The organism is Candidatus Krumholzibacteriota bacterium, assembly GCA_034520215.1.
Taxonomy (GTDB): domain Bacteria; phylum Krumholzibacteriota; class Krumholzibacteriia; order Krumholzibacteriales; family WJIX01; genus JAGHBT01.
The window spans coordinates 1,540,820-1,553,105 of the sequence record JAXHNR010000001.1 but is presented as its reverse complement, the minus strand read 5'-3'; the positions used below and the strand labels follow the sequence as shown (position 1 = coordinate 1,553,105).

The 12,286-nt window shown below is 46.9% G+C and carries 10 protein-coding genes; all 10 read left to right on the top strand.

From position 1 onward, the window contains the following. The first annotated feature begins 167 nt into the window (after positions 1–167). The 10 genes from U5O15_06580 to U5O15_06535 all read left to right on the top strand — a co-directional run bounded on the left by U5O15_06580 (position 168) and on the right by U5O15_06535 (position 12,285). Complete coding sequence (locus U5O15_06580) at positions 168–2,954, top strand: UPF0182 family protein (protein ID MDZ7860319.1); 2,787 nt, start codon at positions 168–170, stop codon at positions 2,952–2,954. Positions 2,955–2,987: 33 nt separating this feature from the next. Beyond that, entirely contained in the window at positions 2,988–3,413 is a 426-nt protein-coding gene (locus U5O15_06575) for a pyridoxamine 5'-phosphate oxidase family protein (GenBank protein MDZ7860318.1), read from the top strand. A 24-nt stretch (positions 3,414–3,437) separates the two neighbouring features. Further along, positions 3,438–4,709 carry an SO_0444 family Cu/Zn efflux transporter gene (locus U5O15_06570; protein MDZ7860317.1) on the top strand — a complete coding sequence of 424 codons (1,272 nt, stop codon included), beginning with the start codon at positions 3,438–3,440 and terminating at the stop codon, positions 4,707–4,709. Between the two features lie 215 nt (positions 4,710–4,924). Then, positions 4,925–5,332 carry a 4Fe-4S dicluster domain-containing protein gene (locus tag U5O15_06565; protein MDZ7860316.1) on the top strand — a complete coding sequence of 136 codons (408 nt, stop codon included), beginning with the start codon at positions 4,925–4,927 and terminating at the stop codon, positions 5,330–5,332. Positions 5,333–5,344: 12 nt separating this feature from the next. After that, positions 5,345–6,289, top strand: a complete 945-nt coding sequence (locus tag U5O15_06560; protein ID MDZ7860315.1) for a CoB--CoM heterodisulfide reductase iron-sulfur subunit B family protein — start codon at positions 5,345–5,347, stop codon at positions 6,287–6,289. Continuing rightward, positions 6,286–8,256 carry a CoB--CoM heterodisulfide reductase iron-sulfur subunit A family protein gene (locus U5O15_06555; protein MDZ7860314.1) on the top strand — a complete coding sequence of 657 codons (1,971 nt, stop codon included), beginning with the start codon at positions 6,286–6,288 and terminating at the stop codon, positions 8,254–8,256. Before U5O15_06560 ends, U5O15_06555 begins: the two co-directional genes overlap by 4 nt. Before the next feature lie 78 nt (positions 8,257–8,334). Beyond that, positions 8,335–9,114, top strand: coding sequence for a 4Fe-4S dicluster domain-containing protein (locus U5O15_06550; GenBank protein MDZ7860313.1), 780 nt, complete (start codon positions 8,335–8,337; stop codon positions 9,112–9,114). 30 nt (positions 9,115–9,144) lie between these two features. Continuing rightward, complete coding sequence (locus tag U5O15_06545) at positions 9,145–10,818, top strand: FAD-binding protein (protein ID MDZ7860312.1); 1,674 nt, start codon at positions 9,145–9,147, stop codon at positions 10,816–10,818. 15 nt (positions 10,819–10,833) lie between these two features. Next, entirely contained in the window at positions 10,834–11,112 is a 279-nt protein-coding gene (locus U5O15_06540; GenBank protein ID MDZ7860311.1) for a 4Fe-4S binding protein, read from the top strand. Positions 11,113–11,115: 3 nt separating this feature from the next. Further along, positions 11,116–12,285, top strand: coding sequence for a 2-oxoacid:acceptor oxidoreductase subunit alpha (locus U5O15_06535; GenBank protein MDZ7860310.1), 1,170 nt, complete (start codon positions 11,116–11,118; stop codon positions 12,283–12,285). Position 12,286: the final 1 nt, after the last annotated feature.

Here is a 12,286-nt window from a genome sequence, read left to right as displayed (position 1 = left end):
TAATCATCTTGACAAAAAATATTTTATCGTGACAGAATACAAAGGTAAGAGTAAAGAAACTTTATTGTTTTCATGCTTATGACCCAAGGGAATTTTGTCCGTAAATCTTTGTGGCTTAGTGAAACCACAGAATAGTAACTGGACCTTGAATATCCAGGGAGGTTGAAATGTATAATATCTTAATACTTATACTAATCGCGGGAGCCGCCTACAGCATCTACCGTGGTATAAGGCGGAGGCGCTCCGGCTCCATCTACTTTGGTCTGGGGCTGGCTCTGTTTACTTTTCTTTTCTTCAATGTTCTAAGCCTGTGGGGTGAGGCGCTGTGGTTTCAGTCGGCGGGATTTCTCTCCCGTTTCTGGAAGATGCTCGGGACAAAGGTGATTCTATCGGTCCTGTCCGGTCTTGCGGGCGCCGTGATAATGTACCTTCTTACACTTTCTATCCCCGCGGAGAAACGCTCGAGCCGACGGACTGCGGTCGTCCTGGGTCTCGTTATAGGATTAATCTGGGGCGCCTCTAACTGGCTCGAATGGCTCCGCTTTGTTCACCGGATGCCGGGAGACATTAAAGATCCTGTTCTCGGTATGAGTGAAGGGTTTTATTTATTCACTCTGCCCTTTATAGATTCTTTATATCACCTCGTCTTGTGGGTGCTGATAACCGGCCTGATTATTATGACAGCAACTCTGTTCGTAAAGCTTCAGGGTAATGATATACAGTTTAAATCATCTGATCCGGGAGGGCTTTCTTACCGTTCCCTTTACATAGGTTCAGCTTTTCTGATTATAGTGATGGCTTTTGGAAAGTACTTGAGCCGCTTTCATCTGCTTTACTCCGGGTGGGGGGTTGTCCTCGGCCCGGGATGGACAGATACGCATATCCGCCTTCCGATGTACTGGATTATAATTGTTGCCACACTTCTTTTAGGAATTTCCCTTCTCATTCCGGCGGCGCGCAGGAAGTTGACCCCGTCCTTTCTTTCAAGAAGATTGCTGAATATACCTGAGCCGCTGCAGCACATAGGAATTCACTTTGTATGGGTCTTTCTGATCTGGCTCCTCGGGCTCAGTATTATTCCGTCTCTTGTGCAGTGGGTTCGCGTTGAGCCCAACGAAATTACTCTCGAAACTCCCTATATTGAGCACAATATCTGTTTTACACGCAGAGGATTTAATCTCAATAAAGTAGAGGAGAAAGAATTTCCGGTATCAGAAGAATTCAACCGCTCCATGGTTGAACAGAACCGGGAAGTCTTCAAGAACGTGCGTCTCTGGGACTACAGGGCGCTGGACGCGGTATATAAGCAGTTTCAGGAAATTCGTCTGTATTATGAGTTTACCGACGTGGATATCGACCGTTATCAACTCTCCTCCGGCTACCGCCAGGTTATGGTTTCAGCAAGAGAGATGGAAATTGACAATCTTCCGGCGAAGAGCCAGACTTTCGTAAACAGACGGTTTAAATACACTCACGGATATGGTGTGACACTGACTAATGTCAGTGAATTTACTCCGCAGGGGCTGCCGCATCTCCTGGTAAAGGACATTCCGCCTAAGGTTGAGGATCCTGTCCTGGAGATGAACCGCCCTGAGATCTACTACGGCGAGTTGACCACGACACCCGTGGTTGTGAATTCTAAAACCGAGGAGTTCGATTACCCGAGCGGGGACCAGAACCGTTATGTCCGCTATAAAGGTTCCGGCGGTGTTCCCGTCTCAAGTATATGGCGCAAATTTATATACGGTTACAAATTCGATGGAACACGGTTCTTCTTTTCCAGCTATACCGATACCGGCAGCCGTCTGATGTTTCACCGGCAGATAAGAGACAGGCTGAAAACAATCGCGCCTTTTATACATTTTGACGCTGACCCCTATATCGTTATCGCGAAAGGGGAGCTCTACTGGATTGTGGACGGATATACGGTCAGCAGCAAATACCCCTATAGTGAGCCATTACGGGCATCACAGAGCCGAAGTTTCAACGGTGTAAATTATATCCGTAATTCTGTAAAGGCGGTGGTAAACGCTTATTCCGGAAAGGTGAGCTTCTACGTATTCGAGGAGGATGATCCTATTATCCGGGTATACAGAAGTATATTCCCGGATATGTTCGATGATAAAGCTGATATGCCGGCGCCGCTGCTTAAGCACGTTCGCTATCCGGCTGATATGCTTCTTGTTCAGGGGCTGGTCTATTCTCAGTATCATATGGACGATCCCACTGTATTCTATAATCAGGAGGATCTGTGGGTTCGCGCCACAGAGAACTATTACGGAAAGGTTCAGCCGGTTGAACCCTATTATATAATGTGGGAAGCTCCCGGAAGCGATGAGCAGGAATTTGTTCTGATGATGCCCTTTACTCCAAAAAACAGGCAGGTTCTGATCGGCTGGATAGCGGGTATGTGCGACGGCGAGGATTACGGGCGGTTTCTCGCCTATCAGTTCCCCAAGGATAAACGGGTTCTGGGGACTCAGCAGGTGGAAACCAAGATTGATCAGGACCGCTTCCTTTCAGGACAGCTCAGCCTCTGGGATCAGCGCGGTTCGAATGTGATAAGGGGTAATGTGCTGGTCATTCCGCTCGCAGAGACTATTTTATATGTGGAACCTATTTATCTACAAGCTGAAACGGCCGCGTATCCGGAACTGCGCCTGGTAGCGGTTATGCACAACGACAATTTAAGTTACGCGGAGACTTTTGAAAAAGCTCTCGAGAAACTCCTTTCCGGTAAGGAGGCCGGTCTGTCCGTTGAGGATGAAGTTGAAGGCGTGGTCAGCAGGTCTTCTCTGATAAGGGACGCTCAGGACGCCTTTGAAAATTATACAAAATTTCTGGGTGAAAAACGCTTCCGGGAAACCGGCGAATCCTTAGAGCGGCTCCAGAACGCTCTGGATCAGCTGATAAAGCGTATTGAATCTCCTGACAGCTTAAAGAACAACCGCTGACGAAGAATAAATTTTTTTGAAAGGAGTTTTAAGATGGCGGACCTAAAGAAACGTATTCTTGATATAATCGGTAAACCTAATCTTGCCGGTTTAGCGACAGTTACAGAATCGGGGGCGCCCTGGGTCAGGTATGTTATGGCAGTATCGTCTGATGATATGATTATCCGTTTTTCAACATTCCTTAGCGCCAGGAAGGTATCGCACATTAAGAATAATCCCGAAGTGCATTTAGTCTGCGGGGTGACCGACCCCGAGGACTGGAGCAACTATCTTCAGATAGAGGGAACAGCGGAGGTTACTACCGATGATGACGAGAAAAAGGCCTTCTGGAATCCTATCTTAAGTGAAATCTTCCAAGGTCCGGAAGATCCGGACTATGCAATCGTGAAGGTTAAACCTTCAAGGATCGAGTTTTACGGCAAAGAGCATTTTAAGCCTGAAGTATGGACTGCCGAATAGTAAATAGTAAGGGGTTGAATCATTATGGCAATTCTTGAGTATATGTTATCTTTCGCGGCAGCTTCGTGGGAAACACTCAGGGAGATGGCTCCATATCTTCTTTTCGGTTTTTTCATAGCGGGAGTGCTTTCCGTTCTTGTCAAGCCCGAGGTTGTTGAGAATCACCTTGGAGGGAGGGGTGTGCTTCAGATAGTTAAAGCAGCCATATTCGGAGTACCTTTGCCGCTCTGCTCGTGCGGGGTTATACCGGTGTCGGTTTCTTTGAGAAAGCACGGAGCCAGCGCAGGAGCTACGACTTCATTTCTGATTTCCACTCCTCAGACGGGTGCTGACAGCATATTTGTAACCCTCAGCCTGCTGGGTCCTGTTTTCGCTGTCGTAAGGCCGGTTGTTTCTTTTATAAGCGGTCTTTTGGGAGGAGTGTTAGTTCTTCTTTTCGGAGAGAAGGAGATGGATGCCGAGATCAACCGTCCCGTATGCCACGAGGAATGCTGCACCGGGGCCGGAGAAAAGAGATCGGGATTTATGCAGGCTCTAAGGTACGGATTCAGGGTTCTGCCTGAGGACCTTTATAAAGCGTTGGTAATAGGTATTCTGATAGCGGGCGCGATTTCCGCAGTTATACCTGATGACTTTTTCGTACCCGTTCTGGGCGGAGGAATTCTTTCCATGCTGATTATGATGGCCGCGGGGATACCGGTTTACGTGTGCGCGACAGCTTCTGTGCCTATCGCGGCAGTACTGATATCTAAAGGAGTTTCTCCCGGAGCGGCGCTGGTCTTTCTTATGACCGGGCCTGCTACTAATGCGGCGACTATCTCTACTGTCTGGAAGATAATGGGCAGAAGAACCGCTCTTATATACCTCGCGACAGTTGCCGTAAGCGCTATAGCTGCGGGATTTATCTTAGATCAAGTGTTTATTTCAGACTCGTCGGGCATTTCTGCCGCTATGCCCTGGATGATACCGGGTTCCGTGAAAACTGTAAGCGCCGCGGTTCTGCTTGCCGTTCTTCTTGCCGCTGTGCTGAGGAAGTCTGAACATAAAGATCACAGGCATGAAGACGCCCGGGAGGGTAAGGATAAGTTAAAGATAAAGGTTACGGGGATGACTTGCCGCCACTGTTCCGAATCTGTAAGGAGATCTCTTCTTGAAGCAGAGAATATCGATACTGCCGTAGTCGATCATAAAAATGGAGTTGCCTACATCACCGGGAGGGATTTTAACTTACAGGAACTTGAGAGGATAATAGAAGGAACAGGGTACAATTTTAAGGAAGCAGAAGAGGTGGAGTGACCTTTTAAGTCCCGAGACTCCGAATAATTACCGGTTCCGCATAGTATAAATTGACTCCAATAATATAATTTCATTTTTAATATAAAGAAATACAGAGAGAAAGAATAAATTTAGTAATTTATACAAGAATTTTTTTTCTCGGGCGATAAATGTTGACTTTATAAATGCTTTTTTATAATGTTAAAATCCATGATTTAAAACCGTGGAGATTTGAGATGAGAATCAAACTGAAATTCGATGAAAACGAAAAGAAGTTTGTTGATCGAGTCAGCGAATTATCCGGGGAAAATATATACAGTTGTTATCAGTGCGGCCGTTGTTCAGCGGGATGTCCCTTTGCGTTTGAAATGGATATTCTGCCGAATCAGTTGATACGGCTTGTTCAAATGGGACTAAAAGAGGAACTACTCGGTTCGAAGGCTTTGTTTCTCTGCGCATCATGTTTTACCTGTCAGGCGCGTTGCCCTAAGGGGATAAATATAGCGAGTATAGCTGAAGCGGCGCGTGATCTCATTGAACCCAAAGGAAAGGATTATTTCGGACCCGAGGAGGTTCCTCCTGAACTTGCGGATGAACTTCCGCAACAGGCGCTTGTCTCGGTATTCCGCAAATTCAGTAAATAAAGATAAAATAATATGCCAGACAAAAAAAGAAAACTTCATTACTATCCGGGATGCACATTAAAAGAGAAGACGACACATCTGGACGTGTCTACATACGCGGCAATGGAAATACTGGGTTATGAGCTGATAGAACCTAAAAACTGGACCTGCTGCGGTGCTGAATTTCCCTTAAACGAAGAAAAGATAATAGGTCTTACCGCTCCCATCCGGATTCTCCGGCAGGTGAAGATAGAGGGCGGGGACAAGGTTTTTACGGTATGTTCTTTCTGCTTCAATGTCTTAAAGCGGGCAAATGAAGCTATTATGTCAGATTCCCTCAAGCACAAGAGGATAAACGCCTTTCTGAAAGATGATATTTCTATCGACCGGGACAGCGGAGAAAAAACGACAGATTTCAAGCAGTACAACGGAGATGTAAATGTCCTTCATCTGCTGGAATTTATTCGCGACTGGGTCGGCTACGAGAAAATCCGGTCTCTTATCAAGCGGGACCTAAGCGGTATAAAAGTTGTTCCTTATTACGGCTGCCGCCTGCTCAGGCCAAAGGGGAAAATGGCAATCGACGAGCCTGAAGATCCCTCTATATTCGAAGAATTTCTTGAGAATATCGGCTGTGAAGTTATAGATTTTCCTTTTAAGCAGGAATGCTGCGGGTCGTATCTGTCGCTGTCGATGCCCGACGCGGCGTCGGAAGCCTCTTATAATATTCTCCGCTCTGCTAAGCTCAGCGGCGCTGACATGTTAGCCTTAAGTTGTCCTCTCTGCTACTATAATTTAGATACCAGACAGGATAGGATCAAAGAGAATTTCCCGGATTCGCCTGAAATTCCGGTTCTCTTCTTCACTCAGCTGCTGGCGTGGGCTTTGGGTGTTGACGAGGAGGTTCTTGGACTTGATCAGCATTATTGCAATCCCCGCACCGCTCTTGGAATAGATGAATCCGAGGTTAAAAAATGACCAGGAATGGAAAGAAAAAAAGAATAGGCGTTTTTGTTTGCCACTGTGGAGTCAATATCGCTAAGATGGTCGACGTCGAGCGTGTCGCGAAAGAATTGGAAGACTACCCGGGTGTTGTTTTCTCAACTGATTATATATATATGTGTTCCGATCCGGGGCAGCAGCTTATAGTCGACAAAGCTGTAGAGGAGAAGCTGGATTCAGTTATTATTGCCTGTTGTTCTCCCACACTTCACGAGGTTACATTTCAGAAAGCGGCAGAACGCGCGGGAGTAGGCCCTTTTCAGGTTGAAATAGCGAATATCCGCGAGCAGGTAAGCTGGGTCCACACTGACAGAGAAGAGGCAACAGAGAAAGCTGTCAGAATTGTTAAATCTGCAGTTGAAAAGGTTCGAGACAATGAAGACCTTGCACCTATAGAAGTTGATGTTACAAGGCGTACAATGGTTATAGGAGCTGGAATAAGCGGTATTCAGACAGCTCTTGATATTGCCGACCAGGGCTACGAAGTCTTACTGGTGGAGAAGGAACCCTCCATAGGCGGCCATATGATCCAACTCTCGGAGACTTTTCCGACATTGGACTGCTCACAGTGTATAATGACACCTAAGATGGTCGAAGTATCAAGGCATCCGAATATTAAACTGATGACCTATCACGAGGTTGAATCTATATCGGGTTATGTGGGGAACTTTACGGTAAAGATAAAGAAGAAACCCCGCTATGTGGATGAAGTTGCCTGCACTATGTGCGGGGACTGCGAGGAGGTCTGCCCTGAGGTTGTACCTGACGAATTCAATATGGGCCTTTCTCACAGGAAAGCAATTTATCTTCCTTTTCCTCAGGCTATTCCCGGAACATACACACTCGATATCGACAGCTGCCTGGGCCTGTGGCCGATCAGGTGCAGCGCCTGTAAAGATGTCTGCGAAGTTAACGCCATAGACTTCGATCAGAAAGAAGAGATTATAGAGGAGAAGGTCGGCGCAATAGCTGTCTGTACGGGGTATGACCTTTACACAATGAAGGCCCTGGGCGAGTTCGGAGGGGAGAAGTATGAGGACGTAATAAACGGTCTTGAGTTCGAAAGGATACTTTCAGCGTCAGGCCCTACAGGAGGCAAAGTGCTGAGGCCGTCTGACGGAAAAGTGCCTAAGAATATTGTTTTTATACAGTGCTGCGGATCAAGAGACCCTGAAAATCATAAACCGTACTGCTCAAAGATATGCTGCATGTATACAGCAAAACACGCCATGCTGTACAAACATCATGTGCCCGACGGCCAGGCTACTGTTTTTTATATCGATGTTCGCACCGGCGGTAAGAGATTCGAGGAATTCTACCATAGAACGGTTGAAGAGGAGGAAGCGCTTTATTTACGCGGTAAAGTTTCCAAGGTGTATAAAGAGGGGGATAAGATCATTATACACGGAGTCGACACGCTGACGGGAAAGAAAGTCGAAATGGAAGCGGATATGGTTGTTGTGGCAATGGCAATGGAAAAGAAAGAGGGTTCGGGGGAGCTTCTCAGAAAACTGAATATATCAGCGGATGCCGACGGCTGGCTCGCTGAGGCTCATCCCAAGCTGAAACCTGTCGAGAGTATCAACGCCGGATTTTACCTCGCGGGGTGCGCTCACGGTCCCAAGGATATTCCAGACACTGTAGCTCAGTCTTCAGCCGCGGCGGCCAAGGTCGGCAGTTTATTTGCCAAAGAGAAGCTTCAGCACGACCCGGCGATTGTTTCCGTTAAAGAAGAACTTTGCAGCGGATGCGGGATTTGTGTCAACGTATGTCCCTATGACGCGAGAGAGCTCGATGAAGAAAGAGGTGTTGTAACTGTTAGAGAAGTGCTTTGTGAGGGTTGCGGAGCCTGCGCTGCCGCCTGCCCTTCGGGAGCGGCGCCAAAGCGCAACCGGACAGACAGACAGATTTTCTCTATGATGTCCGCGATATTAAGAAAATAATGTGTTTAGTTTAGTATGATTGAATAAAATACGGTTAATTGGAAAGGAACAAGAAGTTTAAAGAACGGGAAGTATGTTATGAGTAAAGATTCTGCTCCAAAGAATAAGAGTAAAAAGCAATCTGAACCTATACATGATATGGTTCCCATATTTCTAATGGGAAAGAAGTATGACGTCCCCGCTACTCTTACCATTCAAAAGGCCTTTGAATACGCCGGATACCAGCTCGTAAGAGGCTGCGGATGCCGGGGGGGTATCTGCGGAGCGTGCGGCACGGTATATCGCTTTCCGGATTCTTACCGGATAGAGGTAGGCCTCGCGTGTCAGACTGTCGTTGAACCTAATATGTATATAGCGCAAATCCCCTTCTTTCCCGCGAATAGAGCTCAATACGATCTGGAGAAACTTGAGCCCACCGGATCTACTGTAACCGCTCTTTACCCTGAAATTTATAAATGTGTAGGCTGTGGAACCTGCACGCGCAGCTGCCCGATGGATATCGATGTCATGGAATATATATCCAGAGCTATACGCGGAGATATTGCGGGAGCGGCAGAGCTCTCTTTTGATTGTGTGATGTGCGGGCTTTGCGCGGCGCGCTGTCCGGCTGAAGAAGCTCAGTACAATATAGCAATACTGACAAGAAGGCTTTACGGCAGATATATAGTCCCCGGCGCCAGACATTTAAAAGATGCTGTTGAGAATATTAAGAAAAAGAAGTTCGAAAAAGGACTTGGTAAGCTCAAGAAAATGAATGTAGATAAACTAAAGGAAGTATACAACGAGAGGGAAACAGAACCTCAGTTTGGACCTGAAGACTGGGAACCTGAGAATAAAGACTATTTAGTCACTAAATGATTTTTTGAGGATTCTGATGGAGATTTTATTATGCCTTATACACCCGAATTGAAGAAACTGATTAAGAGGGTTGAAAAAACAAGACCGGAAAGAGTAGAAAGAAAGAAAAAAGGGGAAGAATTTCCGGCCCTATCCCTTAAAGAAAGGGAGGATATTCTGAAGTATCATCCTGATTTCAAGGATGAGGGAAGATCGGAAATTAAAGTAGGTTCGAGCAAAGGGTATAAAATATCCAATGAAATAGTTGATCTTCTGCACGCGGAGAGCCGTGTTTCCACCGAGCTTCTGGATTTGTCCAATCCTGATTACGAAGCGGATGTATTGGTTATCGGCGGCGGGGGTGCCGGAACTTCAGCCGCGCTCACTGCAAGAGAAAATGGGGCAAAGGTAATTCTGGCGACCAAACTCAGGCACGGCGACGCCAACACAATGATGGCCGAGGGCGGTATTCAGGCAGCGACAAAGAACACGAAAGATTCTCCGTATTACCACTACCTTGACGCTATGGGGGGCGGTCACTTTACGAATGATCCCGACCTTGTCGAAGAGCTGGTAAATGGAGCTCCTCTTGTAATTCAGTGGCTCGAGAAACTTGGCGCCATGTTCAGCAAATTCGATGACGGAAGATTAAAGACGATGCACGGAGGGGGTACTTCGAGAAAACGGATGCATTACGCGGGTGATATTACGGGCGCTGAGATAATGCGCACGATTCGTGATGAAGCCAGAAGTCATACGGACGATATAAAAGTCCTCGAATTTTCTCCGGCCGTGGAGCTGATAATTAATAAAAAGGGAATTTGCTCCGGCGCAGTGCTTTATAATCTTGAAACAGAAGAATATATAATCGTAAAAGCTAAAGCTACTATTATGGCTACCGGGGGTTCCGGCCGTCTTCATATGCAGAATTTTATGACTACCAATCACTATGGCGCTACAGCCGATGGTCTGATAATGGCATACAGAGCGGGAGTTTCACTGAAATTTCTCCACACTGTGCAGTATCATCCGACAGGCGCCGTCTTTCCCGAACAGTCAGAGGGGCTGCTGATAACAGAGAAATTCAGAGGGGCGGGAGCCAATATTGTAAACGTCGAAGGGAAACAGTTCGTTTATGAGCGGGAACCGAGGGACGTGGAAGCATCCGCGATAATCAGAGAATGTATAGAGGCTGGCAAGGGTATACCCCTTCCCAACGGCAAGTACGGCGTATGGCTTGATTCCCCTATGATAGATATTATCAAAGGAGAAGGAACCGTAAGAAAGGAATTTCCGGGCAAGTGGATCTTGTTCAAAAGGTATGATATTGATATAACAAAAGATCCCATGCTGGTCTATCCGACCCTGCACTATCAGAACGGCGGATTGGAAATTAACAGCAAGTGCGAGACATCTCTACCCGGTTTATATGCGGGGGGTGAAGTGAGCGGAGGGGTGCATGGAGAAAACAGGCTCATGGGAAATTCTCTGCTTGATGTAACCGTCTTCGGAAGGATTGCCGGCGAAGCCGCGGCCGGCTTCGCTCATAACAAATACAAGGACGCGAAATTAACACTTGAGCATGTGGATAAATACCATAAAGAGCTTAAACGGGAAGGCGTTGACACAAAGGGCAGGGTGTCGCCAATGCTTCTGCCTGACTACAGCAATCCCGATGTTAGAAAGAGACAGCTGACAACGCAGTATCTCGGCACAATGCGTTAGATGTGAGGTGTGATTGTGAGCGTAAGACACAGAGATAAACCATTTGGAATTGATAAACCGGGCAGGCCCGAAGGTGAGATCATTATCAGGGAGGATCGGTGTAAAGGGTGCGGTTTCTGTGTTGAGTATTGTCCCAATGATGTGCTGGAACTTTCTGATAATTACAATGAAAAGGGATATCATCCGCCCGAGATAGTAAATCCGGATGCCTGCGGCTACTGCGGATTCTGTCAGATGCTGTGTCCTGAATTTGCTGTTTATGTGGTAAAAAAAACTGAGGAAAGTAAGGATTAATATATGAAGACGGCAGACAAATCTGTTTTAAGGGGAAAGCACACTCTGAGCGGCTTTGAAGCCTGCGCCGAGGGCGCGTTATCCGCCGGGTGTAGATTTCTGGGATATTATCCCATAAGGCCTGCTTTTGATATTATAAAAAGATTTACTGTTAGATCTCTGGAAGGGGATGCTGTTTTTGTTCAAATGGAGGATGAAATCTCAGCGCTCGCGGTTGTACTCGGAGCGTCGTGGACGGGGAAGAAATCGATGACGGTAACTTCGGGTCCCGGACTGTCTCAGATGATGGAACACATCGGCCTCGGTGTTATGCTTGAGACTCCCTGCGTAATTGTTGATATCCAGCGGGACGGCACTTCTCTGGGGCTCCCGTGCTCACCGGGAGGGGGGGATGTAATGCAGGCGAGATGGGGATCTCACGGAGATTATGAAATGATCGCGCTTTCTCCGAATTCTCCCGAGGAGATGTTTGAACTTACCGTAAAGGCTTTTAATCTTTCGGAGAAATTCCGCACTCCCGTTATGATTCTCTCTGACGCCGCTGTCGGAAAAGAGAAGGGAGAGATAAACATTCCCGACCCTGAAGATATAGAGATTCAAGATAGAAAGTACTATAAGGGTAAGAAGGATAAATATCTGCCCTTTAAGTATGATGAAAAAGACCTGATACCTCCGATGGTTGATGTAGGTCAGGGAACAAGATTTCATGTTACTGGATTAACCCACGATGAGAGGGGTTATCCGGTAATGACTGATACTTGCCAGGAGTGGAATGTCCACCGGCTTGTACAGAAAATAAGGCTGTTTACCGATCAGATAATAGAAGTTGAGGAAAGCGGGACCGAAGACGCAGATATAGTGGTGGTATCGTACGGCGCGGCTTCGATTGACGCTCTGAGAGCCGTAAAACAGGCAAGGGACGAGGGTATAAAGGCCGGACACCTGCGTCTTGTCACGGTATGGCCGTTTCCTGAAAAGAGGGTATACGAACTTGCTCAGAATATAGACGCCTTTGTGGTTGCCGAGATTAATTACGGCCAGATTGCCCTTGAAGTTGAAAGATGCGGCAGAGGTGAAGCGGAGAACTTTTTTGTTCATCACAGTTCGTTTGATCTAGGTAAATCATCTGATATTCTAAAGTCGATCAAGAAAGCGCGGGGGAAGAAAAAATAAT

Excerpts from the sequence above, each read along its gene's own strand:
- U5O15_06570 (MDZ7860317.1), top strand. The coding sequence starts at position 3,438 with ATGGCAATTCTTGAGTATATGTTATCTTTCGCGGCAGCTTCGTGGGAA.
- U5O15_06550 (MDZ7860313.1), top strand. The coding sequence starts at position 8,335 with ATGAGTAAAGATTCTGCTCCAAAGAATAAGAGTAAAAAGCAATCTGAA.
- U5O15_06575 (MDZ7860318.1), top strand. The coding sequence starts at position 2,988 with ATGGCGGACCTAAAGAAACGTATTCTTGATATAATCGGTAAACCTAAT.
- U5O15_06555 (MDZ7860314.1), top strand. The coding sequence starts at position 6,286 with ATGACCAGGAATGGAAAGAAAAAAAGAATAGGCGTTTTTGTTTGCCAC.
- U5O15_06565 (MDZ7860316.1), top strand. The coding sequence starts at position 4,925 with ATGAGAATCAAACTGAAATTCGATGAAAACGAAAAGAAGTTTGTTGAT.
- U5O15_06545 (MDZ7860312.1), top strand. The coding sequence starts at position 9,145 with ATGCCTTATACACCCGAATTGAAGAAACTGATTAAGAGGGTTGAAAAA.
- U5O15_06560 (MDZ7860315.1), top strand. The coding sequence starts at position 5,345 with ATGCCAGACAAAAAAAGAAAACTTCATTACTATCCGGGATGCACATTA.
- U5O15_06535 (MDZ7860310.1), top strand. The coding sequence starts at position 11,116 with ATGAAGACGGCAGACAAATCTGTTTTAAGGGGAAAGCACACTCTGAGC.
- U5O15_06580 (MDZ7860319.1), top strand. The coding sequence starts at position 168 with ATGTATAATATCTTAATACTTATACTAATCGCGGGAGCCGCCTACAGC.